General features: G+C 72.1%; 20 protein-coding genes. 7 read left to right on the top strand and 13 right to left on the bottom strand.

The window, feature by feature from the left end; genetic code table 11:
- Positions 1–26 precede the first annotated feature (26 nt).
- Together ACZ3OF_RS25600 and ACZ3OF_RS25595 are read right to left on the bottom strand one after the other, a co-directional pair.
- Positions 27–2,261, bottom strand: a complete 2,235-nt coding sequence (locus ACZ3OF_RS25600) for an RICIN domain-containing protein (RefSeq protein ID WP_467306992.1) — start codon at positions 2,259–2,261, stop codon at positions 27–29.
- 148 nt (positions 2,262–2,409) lie between these two features.
- Entirely contained in the window at positions 2,410–4,329 is a 1,920-nt protein-coding gene (locus ACZ3OF_RS25595) for a serine/threonine-protein kinase (RefSeq protein WP_361673891.1), read from the bottom strand.
- A 206-nt stretch (positions 4,330–4,535) separates the two neighbouring features.
- Between ACZ3OF_RS25595 and ACZ3OF_RS25590 the strand changes: the two genes are divergently transcribed.
- Together ACZ3OF_RS25590 and ACZ3OF_RS25585 are read left to right on the top strand one after the other, a co-directional pair.
- Entirely contained in the window at positions 4,536–5,498 is a 963-nt protein-coding gene (locus ACZ3OF_RS25590) for an ion transporter (RefSeq protein WP_467306991.1), read from the top strand.
- A 51-nt stretch (positions 5,499–5,549) separates the two neighbouring features.
- Complete coding sequence (locus tag ACZ3OF_RS25585) at positions 5,550–5,849, top strand: DUF1876 domain-containing protein (protein ID WP_361433997.1); 300 nt, start codon at positions 5,550–5,552, stop codon at positions 5,847–5,849.
- A 57-nt stretch (positions 5,850–5,906) separates the two neighbouring features.
- On the opposite strand, the gene ACZ3OF_RS25580 is transcribed toward ACZ3OF_RS25585, so the two are convergent.
- Positions 5,907–6,620: a CBS domain-containing protein gene (locus ACZ3OF_RS25580; protein ID WP_361673895.1), complete on the bottom strand. Its 714-nt coding sequence runs from the start codon at positions 6,618–6,620 to the stop codon at positions 5,907–5,909.
- Positions 6,621–6,665: 45 nt separating this feature from the next.
- Here ACZ3OF_RS25580 and ACZ3OF_RS25575 point away from each other — a divergent pair, with 45 nt between their 5' ends.
- Positions 6,666–6,806: a hypothetical protein gene (locus tag ACZ3OF_RS25575; RefSeq protein WP_361673897.1), complete on the top strand. Its 141-nt coding sequence runs from the start codon at positions 6,666–6,668 to the stop codon at positions 6,804–6,806.
- Positions 6,807–6,961: 155 nt separating this feature from the next.
- Positions 6,962–7,504 carry a GNAT family N-acetyltransferase gene (locus tag ACZ3OF_RS25570; RefSeq protein WP_361673899.1) on the top strand — a complete coding sequence of 181 codons (543 nt, stop codon included), beginning with the start codon at positions 6,962–6,964 and terminating at the stop codon, positions 7,502–7,504.
- 87 nt (positions 7,505–7,591) lie between these two features.
- On the opposite strand, the gene ACZ3OF_RS25565 is transcribed toward ACZ3OF_RS25570, so the two are convergent.
- The 4 genes from ACZ3OF_RS25565 to ACZ3OF_RS25550 form a co-directional block, all read right to left on the bottom strand.
- Positions 7,592–8,836, bottom strand: coding sequence for a glycoside hydrolase family 64 protein (locus tag ACZ3OF_RS25565; RefSeq protein ID WP_467306989.1), 1,245 nt, complete (start codon positions 8,834–8,836; stop codon positions 7,592–7,594).
- A gap of 119 nt (positions 8,837–8,955) precedes the next feature.
- Entirely contained in the window at positions 8,956–9,519 is a 564-nt protein-coding gene (locus ACZ3OF_RS25560) for a 3'-5' exonuclease (RefSeq protein WP_361673903.1), read from the bottom strand.
- 58 nt (positions 9,520–9,577) lie between these two features.
- Positions 9,578–10,243 (bottom strand): GntR family transcriptional regulator, encoded by a 666-nt coding sequence (locus ACZ3OF_RS25555; protein WP_467306986.1) that lies wholly within the window; start codon positions 10,241–10,243, stop codon positions 9,578–9,580.
- A 95-nt stretch (positions 10,244–10,338) separates the two neighbouring features.
- Entirely contained in the window at positions 10,339–11,514 is a 1,176-nt protein-coding gene (locus tag ACZ3OF_RS25550; RefSeq protein ID WP_467306984.1) for a CaiB/BaiF CoA transferase family protein, read from the bottom strand.
- Between the two features lie 136 nt (positions 11,515–11,650).
- On the opposite strand from ACZ3OF_RS25550, the gene ACZ3OF_RS25545 reads away from it, so the two are divergent.
- Entirely contained in the window at positions 11,651–12,865 is a 1,215-nt protein-coding gene (locus ACZ3OF_RS25545; RefSeq protein WP_467306982.1) for an acyl-CoA dehydrogenase family protein, read from the top strand.
- 16 nt (positions 12,866–12,881) lie between these two features.
- On the opposite strand, the gene ACZ3OF_RS25540 is transcribed toward ACZ3OF_RS25545, so the two are convergent.
- Entirely contained in the window at positions 12,882–13,385 is a 504-nt protein-coding gene (locus ACZ3OF_RS25540) for an FBP domain-containing protein (protein WP_361673909.1), read from the bottom strand.
- A gap of 72 nt (positions 13,386–13,457) precedes the next feature.
- A complete protein-coding gene (locus tag ACZ3OF_RS25535; protein ID WP_467306979.1) occupies positions 13,458–14,807 on the bottom strand; it encodes a DUF6777 domain-containing protein in 1,350 nt (449 codons plus the stop codon).
- A gap of 162 nt (positions 14,808–14,969) precedes the next feature.
- Between ACZ3OF_RS25535 and ACZ3OF_RS25530 the strand changes: the two genes are divergently transcribed.
- The gene (locus ACZ3OF_RS25530; protein ID WP_361673913.1) at positions 14,970–16,304 is read left to right on the top strand and encodes a streptophobe family protein; all 1,335 of its coding nucleotides are present in this window, start codon (positions 14,970–14,972) and stop codon (positions 16,302–16,304) included.
- Positions 16,305–16,378: 74 nt separating this feature from the next.
- Here ACZ3OF_RS25530 and ACZ3OF_RS25525 read toward each other — a convergent pair whose 3' ends face one another.
- The gene (locus ACZ3OF_RS25525; protein WP_467306977.1) at positions 16,379–16,966 is read right to left on the bottom strand and encodes a TetR/AcrR family transcriptional regulator; all 588 of its coding nucleotides are present in this window, start codon (positions 16,964–16,966) and stop codon (positions 16,379–16,381) included.
- Positions 16,967–17,077: 111 nt separating this feature from the next.
- On the opposite strand from ACZ3OF_RS25525, the gene ACZ3OF_RS25520 reads away from it, so the two are divergent.
- On the top strand, positions 17,078–17,986 hold the full coding sequence (locus ACZ3OF_RS25520; RefSeq protein ID WP_467306975.1) for an NAD(P)-dependent oxidoreductase: 909 nt from the start codon (positions 17,078–17,080) through the stop codon (positions 17,984–17,986).
- A gap of 7 nt (positions 17,987–17,993) precedes the next feature.
- Here the strand turns inward: ACZ3OF_RS25520 and ACZ3OF_RS25515 are convergent, their stop codons facing one another.
- The 3 genes from ACZ3OF_RS25515 to ACZ3OF_RS25505 form a co-directional block, all read right to left on the bottom strand.
- Positions 17,994–18,998 (bottom strand): serine/threonine-protein kinase, encoded by a 1,005-nt coding sequence (locus ACZ3OF_RS25515; RefSeq protein WP_467306973.1) that lies wholly within the window; start codon positions 18,996–18,998, stop codon positions 17,994–17,996.
- On the bottom strand, positions 18,998–19,672 hold the full coding sequence (locus ACZ3OF_RS25510) for an SH3 domain-containing protein (RefSeq protein ID WP_361673921.1): 675 nt from the start codon (positions 19,670–19,672) through the stop codon (positions 18,998–19,000). Before ACZ3OF_RS25510 ends, ACZ3OF_RS25515 begins: the two co-directional genes overlap by 1 nt.
- 102 nt (positions 19,673–19,774) lie before the next feature.
- Positions 19,775–22,468: an FHA domain-containing protein gene (locus ACZ3OF_RS25505; protein ID WP_467306971.1), complete on the bottom strand. Its 2,694-nt coding sequence runs from the start codon at positions 22,466–22,468 to the stop codon at positions 19,775–19,777.
- Between the last annotated feature and the right edge of the window lie 56 nt (positions 22,469–22,524).

Genomic DNA, 22,524 nt, shown 5'->3' with positions numbered 1-22,524 from the left:
GGGGGCGCTCGGCCGGCCGGGCGGTGTCAGCCGATCGTCCACCGCTGGAGGACGGAGCCGGTGTCCGGCTGCTGGGTCGCCAGGGCGCCGTTCGCGGTCGACGCCGTGGTCAGGAGCAGACCGCTCCTCACCGAGGCGACGGAGTACGCACCGTCCGGGCGGCGCGTCACGGACCAGCGCTGGTTGGCGCCGCCCGTACAGGTCCACTGGATCACCCTCGCGCCGGCCGCCGTGGAGCCGCCGTCGACGTCGGCACAGAGCCCCGACTCGACGTTGACCAGCTGGTACGAGCCGTCCGGCTGCCGGGTGAACCGCCAGCTCTGGTTGGCGCCGCCGTTGACGGCATAGGTGATCAGCTGCGTCCCCGGGGTGGTGCTGTGACGGGGGTTGTCCAGCGCCTTGCCGCCCGTGACCAGGGTCCGGACGCCGTCGAGGGAGTCGGGTGCCTCGCCCACCGGGGTGAGGGTGAGCGTCTGCTCCGCCGCCGTGCGCGCCCCGCCGACGCCGCTGCCCGAGGTGTCGGTCCAGGAGCGGGCGGGGGTGGTCTCGGCCGGCCGGGCCGCGTCCGCGGACATCCCGATCACCAGGCCGCTGTAGCGGTTGACCAGCCGGTACGTTCCCGTCGCCGAGCCCGCCGCGGTGGTGCCGGGGATCACGAACCACTGCTGGCCGACGGTCGGCCCGCCCGGCCCGGCCGCGGTGACGGTCGGCCGGGTGCCCCAGGCACGGCTGCCCGTGACGGCCGGGTCGACCCCGAGGAGCCCGCCGGTGGAGGCGTTCGCGACGCGGTAGGAACCGTCACCCAGCGAGGTGAAGATCCACGACTCAAGGGCCGCGCCGGAGCCGGCCGGCAGTGAGGTGGTGGCGGACCCGCCGGAGACCTGGGCGAGCACCCGCCCGCCCCCGGACGCGATGCGATGGGTACGGCTCGGGTCGACGGGGGTGGCGGGCTCCGATGTGGCGATCGTGACGTCGACGTACTCGCCGGACGCGCCGCCGGAGCATCCGAAGGAGCAGTACGAGCGGAAGTTCTTGCCCACGATCGCGGAGCTCGTCCGGCTCGTGCTGTCCAGGAACCAGCGGTACCACGAGGCGTTGGTGTGGCCGCCGGTGTCGCCGATCAGCCGCCACCGCTGTTTCGACAGGTCGTCGGTGGCGTAGAACTGCTGCGGCGCCCCGCCGCTCTGGTCGACGGCCTGCGGTTCGCCGATGTACAGCCCGAGATGCGCGTTGTATGTGATGTCCATGACGAACAACGGCGAGGTGGGCGGCATCAGCCCGGCCGCGACCTGCTGGCCCACGGTGCCGGCGTTCGCCGGGTCGTACTCGTCGGAGACGGGGGTGTAGCCCGTCGTGCCGGCGGCGTCGACCGGGACCATGTTGCTCTCGCGGCCGCCCACGCCCGGCTCTGTCCAGGCGCCGTCGTACCACTTCCGCCAGGTACCGGGCGCCATCCTGCCGGAGATCGGGGCCCGGGCCACGTGCGCGTGGAAGGCCTTCCAGCCGCCGCCCTTCTCCACGATGCGCGAGCCGTAGTAGACGTAGAAGTATCCCGAGGCGGTGTCGGCGAACAGGCGCGGATCGCCGTCGCCGTAGTGGTACGTCTGCTGCGGGAAGGCCGCCGTGTCACCTCGCTTCGTGCTGTACGGAGAGGTGATGACGTGGGACTTGATGCTCCAGGTCCGGCCCTGGTCGGTGGAGATCGCGTAGTCGATGCCGTCGTAGTGGACACCGTCACCGAAGGGCTGCGGGGTGAACTCGTTGTGCACCAGGCCGTACCAGGCTCCGGTGTCCGGGTCGACCCACACCCCCGCCAGATCGCAGAAGTTCCGCTGGGAGTAGCCCGAGCCGGCGGGCGGGGCGGTGGACTCCAGGCCCGTCGGGCTGTTGTTGCACCGCCAGGTGGTGTCGTTGTTCCGGTCGTTGCCGTTGGCGGGGTTCACGGCGTCGCTGATCGCGCTCGACCGGGTGGCGGTGTCGAAGTCCGTACCGGTGTAGAAGGTCCAACGGCGGGGCTGGGTCGCTCCGTAGAGCGCGTGCGCCTGCTGGAAGTAGAAGGTGCCGTCCTTGTCGAGATAGGGGGCGGCGGGCGTGTCGTCCGGGTGGGTCCAGGAACCCTTCGAGCCGACCGTGACGGTGTAGGTGGCGGCGGCCGGAGTGCTCTCGGCCGATGACGTCCCGGACGCGACGCCACCGCCGCCGGTCAGGGTGAGAGCCACGGCGGCAAGGGCCGTGACCAGTACGGATCTTCGAGCGGGCATGCGAACTCCTCTCCGGGGCGGCCCGCGGGGCCCGCGGCGACCGCCCGTCGCGGAACCGGGCGTACCGCAGCTTGCTCGGCCCGACGGGCCGCGCACATGGACGGGCGCGAGGGAGGGCTTGGACTTTGGAGCCGCTCAGAGGCAGGCGTCAACCACCCACGGGATGCACGGCGTTGCGCCAGACCTTGACGTCCAGGGTGATGTGAGCCGTGGTCCCGGGCGAGGGCGCCGTGCCGCGGAAGGTGATCAGGGCCACGTGACCGGTCCCGCTGACCAGGCACAGACGGTCCCCGACGGCCAGGTCCCGCACCCACACGTACGTCTCGCTGCCGCTCTGCCCGAGGCAGCCGTCCAGGGTGCCGGCAGCGCGGGGAGCGAGCCGGGTCAGCTGGCTCCGGCTCGTGGAACCGGGAGCCACGACGGCCCCCGAGGAGTACACGGCGTAGGTCAGGTCCTCGTCGCTGGAGCCCGTGTCGGCCTTGGACCGCACGGGGCGGTCGGCCAGGTACAGATCGTGCTTGCCCGTCATACGAATGCCGGCGTACGTGACGGAGGCGGGCCGGTCGGCTTCCGTCGGCGTACTGGAGGCGGGCGGCTTCTTCGACGCGGTGGGCGCGAGTGGGGAACCAGAGGCGGCGGGCGTCGCGGTCGGGGTGGCGGAGGGGGACGCCTTCGCGGACTCCTCCGGCTTCTTCGACGGTGATGCGGAGGGCGGAGCGGAGCGGATCGGGTGCTGCTCCGCCGCCGGGCTCGACGCGTGCCCCGCCCGCTCGTCGACCGCACCCGTGCCCCCGCCGGGACGCAGCATGCCGGACAGGAACAGGGCCCCGGTCACGGTGGCCGCCGTCACGACCACGCCACCCGCCACCAGCCCCCACCGCTTGGTGCGACGCCCGGACGTGGGCTCCGTACGAGAGGGGCCGGTCGGCGCGGACCGGAGCGGGGCGGGTGCGGGCGGCACGGCCGGGGCCGGCGTGGATGCCGGGCCGAACGGGCCGACGGGGGCGGGGCCGAAGGCGCCCGCCGGGGGAGCGACGGGCACGGGGCCGGGCGGGAGGGCGGACGCGCCGCCGGTCGCCGGGAGGGGCCCCGGGCCGCCCTGCCGGGGCATGCGGAGGGCCATCGTGTCCTCGGCGGCGGGCGGGGGTGCCGGCGCGTCCGCCGCGTGCCGGGCGAGCTGCCCCGCGACGGACGCGGGCAGCCAGCTCTCCGAGCGGCGCAGTCCCCGTTCCGGATCGGCCGCCGCGCACAGGCGTATGACATCGGCCGGCGTCCATCGCCGCGCCGCCTCCTTGTGCAGACACCCCGCGACCAACTCGGCCAGTTCGTCCGGGACATCACCGAGCCGCGGCGCCTCGTGCACGATGCGGTACAGCACGCCGTGCGAGGGGCCGTCGCCGAAGGCGCCCACGCCGGTCGCCGCGAACGCGGTGATCTGACCGAGCGCGAAGACGTCGGCCGCCCCGGTGATCTCCCCGCCGAGCGCCTGCTCCGGAGCCATGAAGGCGGGCGTGCCTACGGCGGAGCCGCTGTGGGTGAGCGCGGTGGCGTCGACCGCACGCGCGACCCCGAAGTCGATGACCCGCGGCCCGTCCAGCGCGAGCAGCACGTTCGACGGCTTGAGGTCGCGGTGCACGATCCCGGCCCGGTGGATGTCCTGCAACGCCTCGGCCACCCCGGCCGTCAGGAGCAGCACCGTCGACAGGGGCAGCGGTCCGTGCTTCTTGACGGCCTCGGCGAGCGAGGGTCCGGGGACGTACGCCGTCGCGAGCCACGGCACCGGCCCCTCGGTGTCGCTGTCGAGGACCGGTGCGGTGTACACGCCCTGCACGCGGCGGGCGTTGGCGACCTCCTGGCGGAACCGCTCGCGGAAATCGCCGTCGTCCGCCAGTTCCGGGCGGATCACCTTCACCGCGACGGGTCTGCCGCCAGGGGTGTACGACAGGTAGACGCGCCCCATGCCGCCGGCACCGAGCCGCGCCACCAGGCGGTACGCCCCGACGGTCTGCGGATCGTCGTCCCCCAGCGGCTGGAACGTTCCCGCACCCGTCCCCGTACCCGTCCGCACGTTCCCGACTCCCGTGGTGCTCCGCAGCTCGCCCTGTCCCCCGACAGGCCGAAACCCTAGCGGTGCGGGCGACGGCTCATGGAGGCAGGGCCGCGGTGCGGACGCCGTTCGGGGCCGCGGCCCGCTCGGTGGTGCGTACCCAGAACCCTTGCGCGCCCGTGCCGTTGGAACACATGAGCATGGTCAACGAATCGAGGAGCATCGACATGTCGGATCAGTCCGCCGTGGTGGGCCGCAGTCACCGCGCGCGCGTGGCGGAACGATGTCGCGAGATCACCGAGGCCCGCTGGTTCGCCACCGCCGTCTTCCTCCTCATCCTCGCCAACGCCGCGGTGCTGGGGGTGGAGACGTACGCCGGCGTCAGCGCCCGCTGGCACGCCGAGCTGCAGACGGTCGAGCACCTCTTCCTGGCGGCGTTCACGACGGAGATGGTGCTCCGCGCGGGTGCGCACGCCACTCGCCCGCTGGACTTCTTCCGGGACCCCTGGAACCTCTTCGACCTGGTCGTGGTCCTCGCCGCGTTCGTCCCGGCCGCGCGCGAGAACTCCACGGTCCTGCGACTCCTCCGTCTCGCCCGCGTCCTGCGCGCCGCGCGCTTCCTCCCCCAGCTGCGGATCGTCCTCGTCGCCGTCGGCCGCAGCCTGCCCGGCACCGTCAGCTTCCTGCTGGTCGGGGCGCTGCTGCTGTACGTGTACGCCATGGTCGGCTGGGTCTTCTTCGCCGGGCACGACCCCGAGCACTTCGGCTCCATCGGGCGAGCCGTGCTCACGCTCTTCCTCCTGATGACCCTCGACGGGCTCGGTGACGCGGTCCACGCCGGCCTGGCGATCTACCGGTGGAGCTTCCTCTACTACGTCTCGTACGTCCTCATCGCCTCGTTCGTGCTCGTCAACGTGCTGATCGGCGTCGTGATCAATTCGCTGGAGGAGGCCCGGGAGATCGAGAAGGCGGAGATGGAGGCGGCGGACAGGAAGGCGGCCGACAAGGCCGGCCACGATGCCGTCGGTGTCGGTGTCGGCGCAGGTGCCAGTGTAGGCCTCGCCGTCGACGAGGCGGGCGTGCGCGAGCGGATCGCGGCGGCCCGGCGTGCCCTGGACGACGTCGAGTCCGCCCTCTCCGCGCTCCCGCCGCCGCGCGCTCACGCGCGCGTGGACGGATCATGGGAGTAGGAAGGGACGCGCGGCGGGCCCACGCGCCCCGACGGTGCGAGGAGGCAGACCATGACACGGACTCTCGAGTGGACGGTCGGCCTGGAACTGGTCGAAGAGGACGGCAGGACCAAGGCCGAGGCACATCTCAACACCGGCACGTCGACCCTCACCGGCCACGGCAGCGCACGGTGCAACCCGTCGGACGTGGACGTACCCGCGATCGGTGACGAACTCGCCGCGAGCCGGGCCATGAGGGACCTGGCCGGGCAGTTGATGCGCGAGGCCAACCGGGAGATGGAAGCGGTGGGCGCGGGGACCGTACCCCAGCACACCGGTCCCGGATACGGCTGGCCCGAGGCGGTCTCGTAACGGGACCGCCTCACGCACCGGGCCCGTCGGCATCTCGGCCACGGGCCCGGTCCCGCGTCACACCCCGGGCGGCCGCAGATCCCCGACCGGCGCGCCCTGATCCGGGTCCGGGCCTCCCGGCCGGTCGTGCCCCAGCTCCGGCAGCCGGTTCTCGGCCACGTCCTCGCCTTCGGCGTCGTCGTCCTCGTCGTCGTACGACAGCCGGTCCACGACCTCCACCACGCCGTCGACGCTCTCGCACAGCCGGACGAAGACCGGTGACAGACTCCGGCGCGCCAGCGTGCCGCTGAGCGTCACCCGGCCTTCGTCGACGTCGACGTGGAGCGCGGCGGGGGAGAGGCCGAGGATGCGGACCACGACGTCCTCCAGGATCTCCTCCTGGATCGCTCGGTCGCGGCGAAGGAACAGCTGCAGCAGATCGCTCCGGCTGAGCACCCCGATGAGCTGACCGCCCGCGTCCACCACCGGCAGCCGCTTGACGCGGTGCCGCTCCATCAGCCGCGCCGCCTCCACCGCCGTCCAGGACGGACGGGCCACCACCACGGGGCTGGTCATCATCGCTCCGGCGGTGCTCGGGCCGTCCTTGGCGCTGTGGCGGCGCAGCAGATCCGCCTCCGACACCACGCCGACCGGCCGGTTGGCCTCGTCGACGACCGGTACGGCGGTGATGCCGTACTCGTCGAGCAATCGCGCGATCTCCTTGAACGACGTCCCCGGCTGCACGGCCACCGCGGTCGGCGTCATCAGGTCGGCGACAGTGCGGTTCCGCATCGTCCGTTCCGTCCCTTCTCCGCTCCTCCGTCCATGATCCCTCACATGGCGGGCCTGTCCGTGACGCGGATCTTCCGCTGGGGGTCGACGTACGTGCCGCCGCCGTGGAACCTGTCGACGGCCCGGTCCACGCCCCGGCCCGAACCGCCCGTCGCGACAGGAACGTTGGCGGGTACGGACGTATGACCGGAGAGTGTGTCGGTGCGCGGGAGAAGTCCGGAGGCGGTGTCGCGCCGTACGCGAACCCGTCACCGAGGAGCGCCCCGCCCGACGCGTGGCGGGCCCGGGCCCCGACCGCTAATTGGTTTGCCGCCGCTTGTCCGGTCCGATAGGAAGATCGCATGCTGAGGGGCGACAAGGTCGGGCTCAGGGCCCGGCATGAGGACGACATCCCGATCCTGCGGGCCGAGCTCTACGACGACGTGGTCAACGCCTCGCGGGCGGAGAGCCGGCCGTGGCGGCCGATCACGCCCGGCTCGAAGGACCCGCGGCTCGCCGTGGACGACACGGAGCAGGGGCATGTCCCGTTCTCCGTGATCGAGCTGGACGGCGGCACACTGGTGGGCACCGCGACGCTGTGGGGCATCGACAACCACAGCCGGTCCGCGCACATCGGCCTCGGCCTGCTTCCGTCCTGCCGCGGCAAGGGCTACGGCACCGACGTCGTCGCGGTGCTGTGCCACTACGGATTCGTCGTGCGCGGCCTGCACCGGCTGCAGATCGAGACCCTGGCGGACAACGCCGCGATGCTCCGCTCCGCCGAGCGCAACGGCTTCGTCCGCGAGGGCGTGCTGCGCTCCTCGGCCTGGGTGATGGGCGAGTTCCTGGACGAGGTGCTGCTCGGGCTCCTCGCCCAGGAGTGGAAGCCGGAATCGAAGGCCTAGGGCTGTCACCCGGCAGTGAGGCGCGACCGCGCGGGGCCGCGCTCGGCCACCATGGCCGGCCGACGGCGAAGGCTTCCTGATCCGGCCCTAGTTGAACGGGTCGAGCGTGACGTACGCCTGCTGCGGGTTGCCGTCGTGCACCAGGGACTCGTGCGCACCGACGTCGTCGAAGGCGAAGCCGTAGGCCTTGCCGTCCACCATGCGCGCGTGGATCTCACGCGAGTAGTGGTTGGTGACGGCGTCCTGGTAGAAGCCGGCCGACGTGGTGTCCGGCTGCTGGGGGTTGGTGAGGAGAGTGGAGCGGTTGTAGCCCGCGCAGAGCGTACGGGAGATGGGGCCGCGTACCTGGTCGTTGGGGGCGTCCAGTCGCTTGTAGCAGCCGAAGACGCTGTCGGAGTCGGGCTTCTGGAACGAGGTGACGACCGCGCCCGCGGTGTTGGTGAAGTTCATGACGTTGCCGGAGACACGGCCGAAGTACTTCACGGACGGCTGGTTGGCGAAGGGCGTCACGGTGAGCGTCGAGGAGCTGTACTTCGTCCAGACACGGTTGATGTAGTCGTCCATCACGGTGGACGGCAGCGCGCCTGCCTCGATGCCGTGGCCCGGTGCGAGGGCGCGCAGTACGGTGCCGTCGGACCGGGTCTGGATCAGGTTCGCCCAGCCGCCGGGCCGGGCGCGGAGGGCGTTGAGGAAGCCGTTGTAGCCGCCGGGCTTGAGCCGGCCCGTGGTGGCGACGCTGCCGTCGGGACGCTTGACGCCGACCGCGTACGGGGCCGAGACCATGTCGACCTGGGTGCTGTTGAGCCAGAGGCCCGAGTCGTTGAGCGTGTACTCGGACCAGTTGAAGAGGATGTTCCGGTTGGGGTCGCTCGGGTTCTGGACGGCCGGCTGCACGAGGCCGCCGGTCGCCAGCTTGAAGACGAGCTTCTGGCCGTAGCTGAAGTAGATGCGGCCGGAGAACTTCGGCAGCCGGACCGTCATGGACTGCCCCTGGGCGGGGCCGGGGATGGCGGCGTCGGGTGCCGGGACGGGTACCGAACCGCCGGCGGGCCAGGGGTGGAAGGTGCCGTTCGCGTCCGCCCAGCCCTGGCGGCCGGTGGAGAGCTCGGTGCCGAGGTTGTAGACGTAGATCTGCTCGTTGCGGCCGGAGTTGTTGGTGAACGTGAGCGGAATCGTGGCCGGGACGGCGGCCGCGCCCACGGCCGTCGTGTCGGCGGTCGCGGCCTGGACCGTGGGGGAGGGACCGGCGAGCGTGACGGCGGTGCCGATAAGGGCGGCGGCGGTGGCGGGCGCGAGCACGACGAGCCTGCGGCGACGGCGGTGGGAAGACACGTGGGGGCTCCTCGGGGTGGGGGTGCGAGGACGGTGAGAGCGCTCTGAGAGCGCTCTCAGAGCGCTCTCAGAATGGTAAGGATGTGATGACCCTGTCAATGCTTCGGACGTCCGGGATGCTACGAGGGCCAGGCGCCGCCGTCGTTCAGCCGCAGGACCAGCGCGGCGATGTTCCAGGCGTCGTCCTCACCCCGATGGTGCCTGCCCTCCAGAGGCAGGCCCGCGATCTGCAGCGCACGGGCCATGCCCGGACGCTTGGCCAGCCCGTTCGCCTCGGTGAAGACGGCCTTGGCGTTGGTGTGCCGCTGACCGAAGGGGTACTCCGTACCCGTCACCCGGCACTGGTGCGTGAACTGCTTGCGGTCGTAGTCGCCCCAACTGGCCCACGGGCGGAGCCCGGCGGCGTGCTCGACGGCGAGCAGCCGACAGGCCGCGGCGAAGTCCAGACCGGTGTCGACCTCCGCCTGTGTGAGGCCGGTCAGCTGGGTGCAGAACTCGCTGACCGTGGAACGGGCGGGCCTGACCAGGATGCCGTGGCGTGCCGTCCGCTCGCCCGCGTCCAGGTCGACGACGGTGAGCCCGATCTCGATGATCTCGCTCACGGCCCCCGGTGGGCGCTCCCCGTCCCGCTCCCAGCAAGTGGCCTCGACGTCGACGATGTTGACCAGGCGTCCGTTGTTCATGAGCACGAGGCTAGAGGGGTGGTACGCAGGCGGGCATCCGGATTTCGTGGCCCTGGCGCTACTCCAGGTCCAGGATCTCCCGCAGGGCCGCGACCGCGTGGGCCCGGTGCTCGTCGAGCCACCGCACCGCGGCCTCCTCGTCACCGTTGCGTACCGCCGAGATGACCGCGCGGTGCTCCCGCACCGCCAACTCCCGGTTCGGCTCCTCCGTGTAGTACAGCGAACGGTACGCGTCCGTGGCGTCCCACAACGTGGTGATCAGCCGGACCAGGCGCGGCATCCCGGAGGCCTCGATCAGGGCGAAGTGGAAGCGGCGGTTGGCCGCGGCCATCAGCGTGACGTCCCCGGCGTCGGCCGCCCGTTCCACCTCCCGCTGGATCTTCTCCAGGGAGACGAGCAGCCCGTCCTCGCCCCTCCGGACACCCATGCGGACGGCCTCGGTCTCCAGGAGCTGCCGGATCCGGTAGACCTCCTCCAGATCCGCGAGGGAGAGCTCTGCGACGAAGTAGCCCCGGTGGATGTGGTGGACGACGAGGCCCTCGCCCTCCAGGATCTTCAGGGCCTCCCGCAGGGGCACGCGGCTGACGTCGAGCCGGGCGGCGAGCGCGTCCTGGCGGATCTGCCCACCGGGCCGCAGCTCACCGGCCGTGATCGCGCGCCGCAGCTCCCCGAGGACGAACTGCTGGGCGGTCGGCGGCCGCCCCTTCTGCACCGCGCTGCTCATCGCCTGTGACCCTTCCGTCGTTCGGTCGTTCGGTCGTTCCGTCGTTCGGTCGTGCTGCCGGTTCCGTCGGTCCCCGACCTGATCCGTATATCTTCCTACGGGCCGTCGGGTGACCCTTCCAGCTCGGTGAGCAGGGAAGCGGTGTGCTCTCCCAGTCGCGGGGGCGCGGCGCGGTAGGTGGGCGGGGTGACGCCGAGGGCGATCGGGTTGACGACCTGGCCCGGCCCCGCCGCCTCGGTCGGGACCCGGGGCGCGAGGCCCAGCCGGTCGGCCAGGTCGAAGGCCGCGGCGAGATCGTTGATCGGCCCGCAGGGCACTCCGGCGGCGGTGAGGTCCTCGAACCAGGCGTCGGCGGGCCGTTCGGCGAGAGGACCGGCCAGCGCCGCGACCAGCTCCTCGCGGTGGGCGACGCGGGCGGCGTTGGTGGCGAAGCGCGCGTCGTCGGCGAGGCCGGGCAGACCGAGGCGTGCGCAGAGCGCCCGGAACTGGCGGTCGTTCCCCACGGCGAGGACCAGGGGCCGGTCCTGCGCCTCGAACACCTCGTACGGGGCGATGCTCGGGTGCCGGTTGCCCATGGCCCGAGGGACGACACCGGCGCCGAGGTGGGCGGCCGACTGGTTGGTGAGCGCGGACAGGAGCGAGGTGAGCAGGGAGACTTCGACCTGCTGGCCTTCGCCCGTACGTTCCCGGTGCCGCAGGGCGGCGAGGACGCCCATGCCCGCGTGGAGGCCGGTGATCACGTCGACGAGCGCCACGCCCGCCTTCGTGCCCTGCCCGCCCGGCTCGCCCGTCACGCTCATCAGCCCGCCCATGGCCTGGACGAGGAGGTCGTAGCCGGGCAGACGGGCGCCCTCCGCGGCGCCGAATCCGGTGACCGAGCAGTAGACGAGTCCGGGGTTGGACGCGCGTACGTCCTCGTAGCCGAGACCGAGCTTCTCCATCGTGCCGGGCCGGAAGTTCTCCACGAGGACGTCGGCGCGGTCGACGATCGAGCGGGCCGCGGCCAGACCCGCCGGGTCGGTCAGGTCCAGCTCGACGGAGCGCTTGTTGCGGTTCACCCCGAGGAAGTAGGTGGCCTGGCCCTCGGCGAAGGGCGGACCCCAGGCCCGGGTGTCGTCGCCGGAGCCGGGCCGCTCGATCTTGATGACGTCGGCGCCCAGATCGGCCAGCAGCATCGTCATGTACGGCCCGGCCAGCACGCGCCCGAAGTCGGCCACCACGATCCCGGACAGGGCCCCGGGGCCGGGCGTCACCTGCTGATCTGCGCGCATCGGGCTCTCCTCCGCCGGTGATCGGATCCAGCTGGAACGTACGCATCGGAGATCCGATATTCAATACTGGATCCAAAATCCGATCTGCCGCTACGCTGCGGTACGCCGAGTAGCCGCACGAGCCTGGAGGCCGTCCGTGAAGCCGTCGCCGCAGTCGTCGCAGTCGCCGAACGCGTCGAAGTCGACTCCCGTCCACCCCTTCGATCTGCTGGCGATCGACGGCCTGTTGAGCGACGAGGAGCGGGAGATCCGCCGGACCGTGCGCACCATGGCGGACAAGGAGCTGCGTCCCCATGTCGCCGAGTGGTTCGAGTCGGGCGCCATCCCCGCCCGCGAACTCGCCAGGCAGCTCGGCGGCATCGGAGTCCTCGGCATGCACCTGGAGGGCTACGGCTGCGCCGGTACCAACGCCGTCGCGTACGGGCTGGCCTGCCTGGAGCTGGAGGCCGTCGACTCCGGCCTGCGCAGCCTCGTCTCCGTGCAGGGCTCCCTCGCGATGTACGCCATCTGGAAGTTCGGCTCGGAGGAGCAGAAGCAGCAGTGGCTGCCCGGCATGGCGGCCGGTGAGTACATCGGCTGCTTCGGGCTCACCGAGCCGGACGCGGGATCGGATCCCGGAGCCATGCGCACCCGCGCTCGGCGCGACGGCGACGACTGGGTGCTCAACGGCACCAAGATGTGGATCACCAACGGCTCGGTCGCCGACGTGGCCGTTGTCTGGGCCCGTACCGATGAAGGCGTCCGCGGCTTCCTGGTGCCCGCCGGCACCCCCGGCTTCAGCGCGCCGGAGATCAAGCAGAAGCTGTCCCTGCGGGCCAGCGTGACCAGCGAACTGGTCCTGGAGGACGTACGCCTGCCGGCCGACGCGATGCTGCCCGGGGCGCGTGGACTGTCCGGCCCGCTCGGCTGCCTCAACGAGGCGCGGTTCGGGATCGTGTTCGGCGCCCTCGGCGCCGCCCGTGACTGTCTGGAGACCGCCATCGCGTACGCCGGCGACCGGATCGTCTTCGAGCGGCCCCTCGCCTCCTACCAGCTGACCCAGCAGAAGCTTGCGGACATGTCCCTGGAGCTCGGCAAGGGCATGCTCCTCGCCCTCCACCTGGGGCGCCTCAAGGACGCGGGCGGCCTCACGCCCGAGCAGGTGAGCGTGGGCAAGCTGAACAACGTACGGGAGGCGATCGCCATCGCCCGCGAGTGCCGCACCGTCCTCGGCGCGAACGGCATCACCCTGGAGTACCCGGTGATGCGCCACGCCAACAACCTGGAGTCGGTCCTCACCTACGAGGGCACCAGCGAGGTCCACTCCCTGGTCATCGGCAAGGCCCTCACGGGCGAGCAGGCCTTCCGCTGAGCCCGGCCGTGCCGCTTCAGCCGGCCGTCACCCTGGCGAGGAACGCGTCCAGGTTGGCGGTCGTCCGCTCGATCCGCTCCTCCACGGTCAGCGACTCCTCCTGACGGCCGGCCCGCAGCCTGGGCTGGCGCCTGCCGCGGATGTAGAGGGAACAGGCCAGGTCGGAGCAGATGTAGATGCCGACCGTGTTCCCCTCGCGTCCGCGGCTGCCGGCGAGCGGCGCCGCGAGCAGGGTCACACCCGACGAGGCGTGCCCCGTCAGGCAGACCTGGCACAGGCTGGACTTGACCGCGCTCGTGCGGCTCGTGGCGGGGACCCGCAGGGTGATGCCGAGCGGGCCGTCCTCACGGGCCACCACGAGGTGGGCGCGCAGCGGCGCGCCGGGGTCGACCCAGCCGAGGAAGTCGAGGTCCTGCCAGGGGAGCTCGGCGAAGTCCAGCGGGAGCTTGAGCCTGCTTGCCTCGCCCTTCGTGCAGTTCACGAAGGACGAACGGATCTGTCGGTCGGTGAGAGGTTCCACTCGGTGGACGGTACACGGATCGCGGGGGCCCGGGCATCCGGATATTTCCCGAGCCCCCTTCGGGCGGTCGCCTCAGGAGACCGGCTGCGCGTCCGTGACGTGCGCGAAGGCGTCCGTGCCGGCCTCCGGCCCGGGCTGCGGGGCAGGGCTGACCACCGATGCCGACTGGTCCGTCGCGCCGCCGGTGGACGTTCCCTCCGTGGCGGGCTCCGACGGCGTATCGGGCGCATCCGGTGAGGCGGGTGACTCCGGTGAGGCGGGCGACTCGGGCGACTCGGGGGCAGGAGGCGACGTGTTCGGGGAGGTCGAGGGGGGCTTCGAGGTCGGGGAGTCCGTCACCGAGTCCGAGACGGAAGGCGACGGGGGAGCCGTCGGCGGGGACGTCGGCTTGTCCTGGTTCCCCGTGTCACCCGGCTCGCGGGCGAACCAGCCGTCGTTCTCGGGGTCGTACACGATGAAGACGTTCACCACGGTCACCGAGGGCGTCACTACGACCACCTGGGAGGGCTGGTAGCCCGCCCACCGGGTGCCCGTCGTCTTCGGAGCCTGCTGGGCGACCGGCGGTGTCAGCGGATTGCCGCAGGCGCAGCGCACTCGGGGCACACCCCGGTCGTCGACGAGCACCGCGGTACCGGCCTGGAGGACCGCCTGGTACGAGGTGGGGGCGCCGTCCCTGAAGCCGTGGTTGGTGACCCGGGTGTCGACCCGGAGCTGAAGCGGGGTCAGGGAGCGCAGATACCCCGGGACTTCGTTGGCCGGGATGCCCAGGACCGAGGCGAAGGCCGTGTTCTTGGCGGGCTGGTCGGCGAGGAAGCGCACCTGTTGCTCGACGTCGCAGCTCGCCACGTTCTGCGTACCGCCGTACAGACCCGCCGCCGAACCCGACACGCCGCGCGTGGCGTTGGCGTCCGCGGACCTGGTCGCGCTGGGCAGCGGAGCGGGGGACTGCGAGGCGTCGGCGGCGCGGGCCGTCGACTTGGTGAAGGGGTCGGGGCCGGTGGCGGAGGCGTTCTGCAGGAACACCTCGCCGCCCGCCGAGCCGCCTCCGTCGCCTCCGTTGCCGTCCGGACGGGTGAGGACGACCACCAGGGCGATGGTCGCGACCAGGACAGCGGCGATCGACGCGACCTTGGGTACGGAACGCCACCAGGGACCACCGCCACCCCCTTCGCCGCCGCCGGCTCCCTCGTCCGGGCCGCCGGGTACCCCACCGCCACCGGTTCCGTCACCGCCGCCGGATCCGCCTCCGCCGCCCGATCCGCCTCCGGAACCGCCCGAACCGCCCCCCGAGGCGCCGCGCGGCGGCCCGGAGGGCGGTGGGGGACCGACCGCTCCCGGTTTGGTGCTCGGGCCCGACAGCGGACCCGAAGGGGGACCTGAGGGGGGTACCGAGGGACGGTCGGACGGCGGGTGGGAAGTCACGTTTTTTCCCTTTCTTCCGTTCCGCGCCCATTGTGTGCGCGGAGCGGGTGCCGCCCGCAAGCGGACGAGGTCCACCGGTACCCGCGGTCGGCGTCCACAAGTGCTGCGGAGGTCTCCACCGGTCCCGCGGAGGTCCTGCGGAGATCAACCCCCGGTACTAGCGTGGGGAGCGTGAGCAGTCGGCTCCCCACCACACCCCGCCCGGCGCACGACGCCCAGCACCTCGCCCGCCACTGGGGCGAGGCATTGGCAGCGGTCCTCGCCGGGTTCGTCGCGATGGCGGTCGTCGCCGCGTTCGGCCTCTGGGCCGCCGGTGCCGCCGACCTGCCCAGCGGCTTCGTGAACATCGTCGCCGCGGTCGTCGTCATGGCCGCGGGCGGCCAGATCGACCTCTCCGGTGACGCCGGCGCACTCGCCGGCACGAACGCCGAACTGACCGCGATGCCCCTCACCGTCACCCTGGTGGGCGCACTGGTCACCGGTTTCTGTTTTCTCCTCCCGTTGCGCCACCACGCCGTCGCCCGGACCCGCGACCTGCTCGCCCGCGCCGCCCGCACCGTCCTGCTCTGGCTGGCCGCGCTCGCCGGCCTCTCCGCCCTCGCCCGCCACGACTTCCCCATCTCGGTCGGCGGCGGCGAGAGCCAGGACACGATGTCCGACCTCTTCGGCGAACTCCTCGACGCGGCGAACCCCACCGTCGGATTCCGCACCGACGTGGGCCCCACCCTGTTCTTCGGGCTGCTGTGGATCCTCGGTGTCCTCCTCATCGCCCTGCTGGTCTCGCGCGGGACCCCGCTTCCGCCCCGACTCGTCCGCTACCACGAGGCCGTGCGGCCGGTCGCCTCCGCGATGCTGCTGCTGCTCCTCGCGTACGTGCTCGTCGGCCTGGTCATCGGGATCGTCGTGGCGGCGACCCGGGGCCACGCGGCCGAGACCCTCGCCGTGATCCTGCTCGGCCTGCCCAATGTCAGCTGGCTCGCCCTCGGCGTCGGCATCGGCGGCTCCTGGGAGGGGATCGTCGAAGGGCCGTTCGGGCTGCCGATGCCCCAGATCCTGGACTCGGTCCTGCGCACCGACACCGGCGGCCTCTCCACCGTGGACCTGTCGTCCCTCGCCTCGTACGACTCACGGGCCTGGTGGCTGCTGCCGATCGCGGCCGTCCTCGTCCTGGCCGTGGCCTTCGTGGCCGCCGTCCGTTCGCCGTCCCGTACGCGACTGTGGCAGCACGCGCTCCACCTGGGCATCGCCTTCGCCCTGACCATGCTGGTCGTCGCCCCGGTCACCCTCGTCGAAGCACGCTTCGGGCTCTCCATCCTGGGCATCGGCGAGCTCGAATCCCTGGGCGGCCAGGTCGTGCTGCGCCCCCACATCTGGAAGGTGGCCGGCTTCGCCGCGCTCTGGGGCCTCGTCGCGGGCTTCCTCGGCGGGCTGCTCGCCTCCCGTGTCCACCGCCGCGGCGAGGTGGACGACCCTCGGGAGAGGTCGCCGAAGGGCTGAGAGGGTCAGAAGTCGTTCGCCCGTACGGGAGCCAGGAGCCATCCGAGTCATCCGAGTCATCGGAGACGTCCGAGTCATCGGTACGAGTCGACGAGGCGAGCCAGATGCCGGCCCGCGATCTCCAGCGGCACCGTGCTGCGGGCGGTCTGGGCCGCCAGCTCGGCGCCTTCCAGTGTGGCGATCACCGTGTGCGCCAGCTCCTCGGCGTCGGCCTCGGCGAACCCCGTGGCGACGAGCCTCCCCGCGACCACCGCCCGCCACCGCGCGAACGCCTCGGCGGCCGCCTGCTGGATGTCGGGTGCGCTCGTCGCCGTACCCACGACGGTGGAGGTGACCGGGCATCCGTCGAGCCAGTCGGATTCCCGCAGCCCCCGCGCGAGGGCCGTGGTGAGCGCGACAAGGGCCTCCTCCGGCTCCGGCTCCGCGTCGAGCGCCTGGCGCAGGAACCCGGTGAACTCCTCGTCACCGAGCCGCACGGCGGCGACGCCGAGCTCCTGCTTGCCGCCCGGGAAGAAGTGGTACACGGACCCGAGCGTCGCCCCCGCCTCGCGGGAGATCTGCTTGACGCCGGTGCCTTCGTAGCCCTGGCGCTGCATCAGGCGTGACGTCGTACGGACGATCCGCTCACGGGTTCCGGCGGTCTCGGGATCAACGGGGGCCATGGTCTTCACCCCGTCACCCTACCGAACTTGAGCGATCGTTCTAGTGGTGTGCTACGTTCCTCGTCAGATAGAGCGTTCGTTCTAGTGACGCTCTCGGGGAAGGGGATCTTTGTGAGCACGTCCGCTGTGAACACCCTGTCCGTGACGGTCATCGGTCTCGGCCCGATGGGCCGGGCGATGGCCGGTGCCTACCTGGACGCCGGCTACCGCGTCACCGTCTGGAACCGCACCGCGCGCCGCGCCGACGATCTGGTCGCCAGAGGCGCGGTACGCGCCGCCACAGTCGAGGAGGCGCTGACGGCCGACAAGGTGGTGGTGCTGAGCCTGACCGACTACGCCGCGATGTACGCCATCCTGGGGCCCGCCGCCGAGGCGCTGGAGGGCCGTGTCCTGGTCAACCTCAGCTCGGACACCCCGGACCGGGCCCGGGAGGGGGCCGCCTGGGCGGAGCGGCACGGGGCCCGGCACCTCACCGGCGGGGTGATGACGCCGCCGTCCGGGATCGGCTCGACGGAGTCCGGCACCTACTACAGCGGCCCCCGGGACCTCTTCGAGGAGTGCGAGGCCACTCTGAAGGTGATCACGGGTACGGACTACCGCGGTGAGGACCCGGGGCTGGCCGCGCTCTACTACCAGCTCCAGATGGACCTCTTCTGGAACAGCCTGACCGCCTGGCTGCACACGGTGGCGCTGGCGAACGCGCACGGCATCAGCGCCTCCGAGATCAGGCCGTACGCGGTCGAGACGCTGGGCGGGATGAGTCAGTTCATCGACTTCTACACACCGCGGATCGAGTCGGGGCAGCACGCCGGCGACGTGGAGCGGATCTCGATGGCGGTGGCGAGCATGGACCATGTCGTGCACACGGTGCGGGACGCGGGCGTGGACCCGGCGCTTCCCGCCGCCACGCTGGAGGCGTTCCGGCGCGCGGCGGCCGAGGGCTTCGAGGAGGACAGCCTCACGCGGCTGATCGCGGTGCTCGGGCCGGGCGGGGCCGACGCCGCCGCGGCGGCGAAGTAGCCCTGGGTCAGGACCACATCGCGGGAGGTGCCCGGAACGCCGGGCGGGCCCAGGCCGGCGGTTCGGGCGGCGGGGACGGCGGCTCCGGCCCGAGCGGTCCGGTACGGCCGCCCGGGCCGGGACCGCCCCGCTCCAGGGCCGCCCGCAGCGCCGCGACGAACTCCAGACACGTCCCGTAACGCTCCTCCGGAACCTTCGCCAAAGCCTTCGCCAGCACCTCGTCCGCCGCCTCCGGCAGCTCCGGCCGTTCCGCCGACAGCGGGGGCGGCGGATCGTACTGGTGGGCCCAGAGCAGCGCCATGTCGTCGTCACGGCGGAACGGCGGCATTCCGGTGAGCGTCTCCTGGACCACGCACGCCAGGCTGTACACGTCGCAGCGGCCGTCCACCGGCTTCCCCGAGATCTGTTCGGGCGCCACGTAGTCGAGCGTTCCGACGAACTGCCCCACCGTCGTCAGACCCGTCAGGGACAGGGACTTCTTCGTGAGTCCGAAGTCCGTGAGATAGACGTGCTCCGGGTGGTCGCGGTCGGTGCCCTCGGCGACGAGGATGTTGCCCGGCTTCACGTCCCGGTGGACCAGGTCGTGGGCGTGCGCCGCGTCCAGCGCGGACGCCACCTGTACGGCGATCCGACCCGCCGTCACCGGCTCCAGCGGGCCCTCGCGGTCGAGGAGCGCCCGCAGATCCCGCCCCGCGACATAACGCATCGCGATGTACAGCACGCCTTCCGTCTCGCCGGCCTCGAAGACCGGCACGATGTGCGGATGGTCGATCGCGGCCGCCACCCGCGACTCGTGGGCGAACCGTTTGCGGAAGGTGTCGTTGCGGGCCAGTTCGGGCGCCAGCAGTTTCAGCGCCACGGTCCGCTCCAGCCGCAGATCGCGAGCCCGGTACACGACCGCCATCCCGCCACGGCCGATCTCGGCCTCGACCAGATAGCCGGCGATCTGCTTGCCGATCAGCCCCGACTCCCGGCCGGCGGGCAGATCGGTGTTCCGCGCCGCGCCGGCCATCAGCCCTCACCCGGTAGGTTCGACCGGTCCACGATCCGGGTGGGCGGCGGTCCCGCGGGGCGCTCCGGTGGCTCGTCCCCCTCGTCGAGACGGGGCACCACCCGCGTCGGCTCGTGTCCGGCCTCCACCACCTCGCCCTCCGGCGGGGCGGATGCGGCCGAGGGGCCGGCCGAGGCCGCGTACGTGCTCAGCGCCATCCCGTCGCAGTACACCCAGCGCTCGTGCTCCGCGTCGAACAGCCAGAGCGACTCCCCGTCGACGACCATCCCCACCCGCAGTCCGTGCGTCCGCCGCCCGAAGGTGTCCCCGTCGGCCCGGCCGGCCGCAAGCTCCTCGGCCGCCCGCCGATAGCGGCCGAGCGACTCCTCCGCACGGGCGATCAGCGGCTGGGGGTCGGCGGTCCTGGCGAGCGCCTGACGGGCCTCCGGCGGATCCACGGGTACGGAGACGAGCAAGCGGGCGTCGACCCACGCGGTCCAGCCGTTGGAGCAGAGGATCTGGCCCCAGTCTCCGGCCCGGTCGGTGAGCTGCACGGGCAGGAACGCGTCGAGGGGCACGGTCGGCATGGCCGGGTCGGGAGCCTCCCAGGTCGGCAGACCGTCGCGCGGCACGACATGGGTCGGCCGGAAGCCCGGAATGTCGTCCGATACCGAGGGAGTGACCGGGATGCCCATGGGCCGCCTGCCTTCGCTGTTCCGGATATTGGATATCTGATCCTGGATGTCTGATCCTGGATCTTGGATCCAATATCCAGGACGTCGGTCCAGGGACATCGGCTACTTCCGCATGATCACCGGCTCCTGGCGCCGCAACAGCCGCGCCACGATGAAGCCGAGCACGAGACAGAGCACGACCAGCATCCCCATGTCGAAGAGCCACGCGCCGAGCGTGTGCTCCATGAGCGGATCCGCCGTCTTGTCGCTCGGCGCGATCGTCCCGATGTCGATGGTCGCTCCCATCGCCGCGAACGCCCACCGCGACGGCACCAGCCACGCCAGCTGTTCGAGGACCGGCGTCCCGGTGACGGTCAGCAGAGCCCCGCAGAACACCACCTGCACGATGGCGAGGAGGACGAGCAGCGGCATCGTCACCTCCTCCTTGCGCACAAGGGCGGAGACGAACAGTCCGAGCATCATCGCCGTGAACGAGAGCAGCGCGACCGCGAGCGTGAGTTCCACGAGAGGCGGCATGAGGACGCCCTTGCCGTCCGGCACGTTCAGCGGGACACCGATCAGTGCCACCAGCGTGAGGACCACCGCCTGGACGACCGTGATCGTGCCCAGCACCACGACCTTCGACATCAGATACGCGGAACGGCTCAGGCCGACGGCTCTCTCCCGTCGGTAGATCGTGCGCTCCTTCACCAGTTCCCGTACCGCGTTCGCCGCGCCCGTGAGCACCCCGCCGACACACAGGATCAGCAGCACGTTCAGCGTCGACTCGGGGTTGAGGCTGCCCTCCGACAGCGCCCGGGCCATCGCACCCATCACGAACGGCAGAGCGATCATGATGGCGATGAACGTCCGGTCCGCGGCGAGGGCCGCGGAGTAACGCCGGACGAGGGTACGGAGCTGGGAGCCCCAGCTCTGCGCCTTGCGTGGCGGACCGGGCTCCGGCGCGGCCTCCGCCGGCGGCAGCCCAGGCCGTTGCATCGCGTCGGCGATGTACCGCCGGTGCTGGCGGGAGGAGCGGTACTGCTCCGCCCAGTCCCTTCGACGGTCGGTCTCGAAGGCCTCGAACGCCTCCGGCCACTGGGCGAAGCCGAAGAAGTCCAGCGACTCGTCCGGCGGTCCGTAGTACGCGACGCGCCCGCCGGGCGCGAGCACGAGCAGCCGGTCGCAGACGTCCAGGCTCAGCACACTGTGCGTGACGACGATGACGGTACGGCCGTCGTCGGCGAGCCCGCGCAGCATGTGCATCACGGAGCGGTCCATGCCCGGGTCGAGCCCCGACGTCGGCTCGTCCAGGAAGAGCAGCGACGGCTTGGTGAGCAGTTCGAGGGCCACGCTGACCCGCTTGCGCTGGCCGCCGGAGAGACTGTGGATGGGCTGGTCCACGCGCTCCCCGAGGCCGAGTTCGCCGATCACCTCGTCCACCCGGGCCCGGCGCTCGTCGGCCGCGGTGTCCTCGGGGAAGCGCAGCTCGGAGGCGTAGGTCAGGGCCCGCTTCACGGTGAGCTGGAGGTGGAGGATGTCGTCCTGCGGTACGAGACCGATGCGCTGGCGCAGCTCCGCGTAGTCGCGGTAGAGGTCCCGGCCGTCGTAGAAGACCGTGCCGTGGTCGGCGGGGCGCTGACCGGTGAGCGCCCCGAGCAGCGTCGACTTGCCCGCACCGGACGGCCCGACCACCGCGAGCAGGCACTTCTGCCCGACGGGGAAGGACACGCCCTCCAGGAGGGTCTTGCGGCCCTGATCGACCGTGACGGCCAGATCCTGCACGTCGAGGGAGACCTCGCCGGTGTCGGTGAACTCGACGAGCTGCCCTCCGATGAGGCAGAACGCGGAGTGTCCGACGCCGACGATGTCGTCCGGGGTGACACGGGCTTCGGCGACGGGGCGGCCGTTGAGGAAGGTGCCGTTGTGACTGCCGAGGTCCTTGATCCAGTACGTGCCGTCGGCGTGCGCATTCAGTTCGGCGTGGTTCCGGGAGACGACCAGGTCGTCGACCACGAGGTCGTTGTCGGGAGCGCGCCCGATCCGCACGGTGCGGGTCGGCAGCGGACGCACGGACGTCGGCTGCCGGAAGGTACCGGTCGCCGCCGGATACGAGACCGACGACGGCCGGGGCGGGGTCCGCGGCGGCGCGGGAGCCGGGGGCTCCGGGGTCGGTACGGGACGGGGCGAGGGGGCCGGCTCGGGACCCGGTACGGGTGGAGGCACCGGCGTCGCGGGCCCGGGCTCCCGCGCGGGGGCCTCGGGCGATCCGGTCGAGGGGGCCTCCGCGACGGGGGCCTCCCCGACAGGAGCCTCGTCGACGGGTGTCTCCGCGGCGGGGGTTACCGCGGCAGGCGCCTCGGCCTCGGCACGTACAGGCTCGGCGGGTGCGGGTGCGGGTGCGGACGGCTCGGGCCCGGGCGCCGGAGGCGCGGGAGCCCCGGGCTCGGCACGAACCGGCGCCGGTCCCCGTTTCTCGGGTGGAGCCGTCGGTGCCGCAGCCCCCGACAGGACGGCGCGCGGACCGTCTCCGGGGTGCCCGAACCGTATGACCGTACCCGGGCCGACCTCGCGCACGGCGATGCGGTGGCTGTCGGCGAAGGTGCCGTTCGTGCTGCCCTCGTCGGCCAGCGTCCAGTGGTCGCCGACGGCCCGCAGGACCGCGTGGTGCCAGGACGTTCGGTCGTCGTCGAGGACGATGTCGCTGGTGGGGTCGCGCCCGATGCGGTAGACCCGGCTCGGACTCATCACGGTGGCGTCCCCAGCGATCTCGAGGACGAGCTCGGGTGCGGCGGGCGCGACGGGCCGCTGTCCCATGCGTGAATTTTATCGTCCGGGGCTGATCCGTGCCTGCGAGAGCCGCCGGTATCGTG

The sequence above is a fragment of the Streptomyces sp. NPDC022552 genome (genome assembly GCF_055561875.1).
This window is presented reverse-complemented; position numbering and strand designations above follow the sequence as displayed.

Coding starts and splice junctions, on each gene's coding strand:
- ACZ3OF_RS25600 (WP_467306992.1), bottom strand. CDS start 2,261: ATGCCCGCTCGAAGATCCGTACTGGTCACGGCCCTTGCCGCCGTGGCT.
- ACZ3OF_RS25590 (WP_467306991.1), top strand. CDS start 4,536: ATGTCGGATCAGTCCGCCGTGGTGGGCCGCAGTCACCGCGCGCGCGTG.
- ACZ3OF_RS25585 (WP_361433997.1), top strand. CDS start 5,550: ATGACACGGACTCTCGAGTGGACGGTCGGCCTGGAACTGGTCGAAGAG.
- ACZ3OF_RS25580 (WP_361673895.1), bottom strand. CDS start 6,620: ATGCGGAACCGCACTGTCGCCGACCTGATGACGCCGACCGCGGTGGCC.
- ACZ3OF_RS25575 (WP_361673897.1), top strand. CDS start 6,666: ATGGCGGGCCTGTCCGTGACGCGGATCTTCCGCTGGGGGTCGACGTAC.
- ACZ3OF_RS25570 (WP_361673899.1), top strand. CDS start 6,962: ATGCTGAGGGGCGACAAGGTCGGGCTCAGGGCCCGGCATGAGGACGAC.
- ACZ3OF_RS25560 (WP_361673903.1), bottom strand. CDS start 9,519: ATGAACAACGGACGCCTGGTCAACATCGTCGACGTCGAGGCCACTTGC.
- ACZ3OF_RS25555 (WP_467306986.1), bottom strand. CDS start 10,243: ATGAGCAGCGCGGTGCAGAAGGGGCGGCCGCCGACCGCCCAGCAGTTC.
- ACZ3OF_RS25550 (WP_467306984.1), bottom strand. CDS start 11,514: ATGCGCGCAGATCAGCAGGTGACGCCCGGCCCCGGGGCCCTGTCCGGG.
- ACZ3OF_RS25525 (WP_467306977.1), bottom strand. CDS start 16,966: ATGGCCCCCGTTGATCCCGAGACCGCCGGAACCCGTGAGCGGATCGTC.
- ACZ3OF_RS25515 (WP_467306973.1), bottom strand. CDS start 18,998: ATGGCCGGCGCGGCGCGGAACACCGATCTGCCCGCCGGCCGGGAGTCG.
- ACZ3OF_RS25510 (WP_361673921.1), bottom strand. CDS start 19,672: ATGGGCATCCCGGTCACTCCCTCGGTATCGGACGACATTCCGGGCTTC.
- ACZ3OF_RS25505 (WP_467306971.1), bottom strand. CDS start 22,468: ATGGGACAGCGGCCCGTCGCGCCCGCCGCACCCGAGCTCGTCCTCGAG.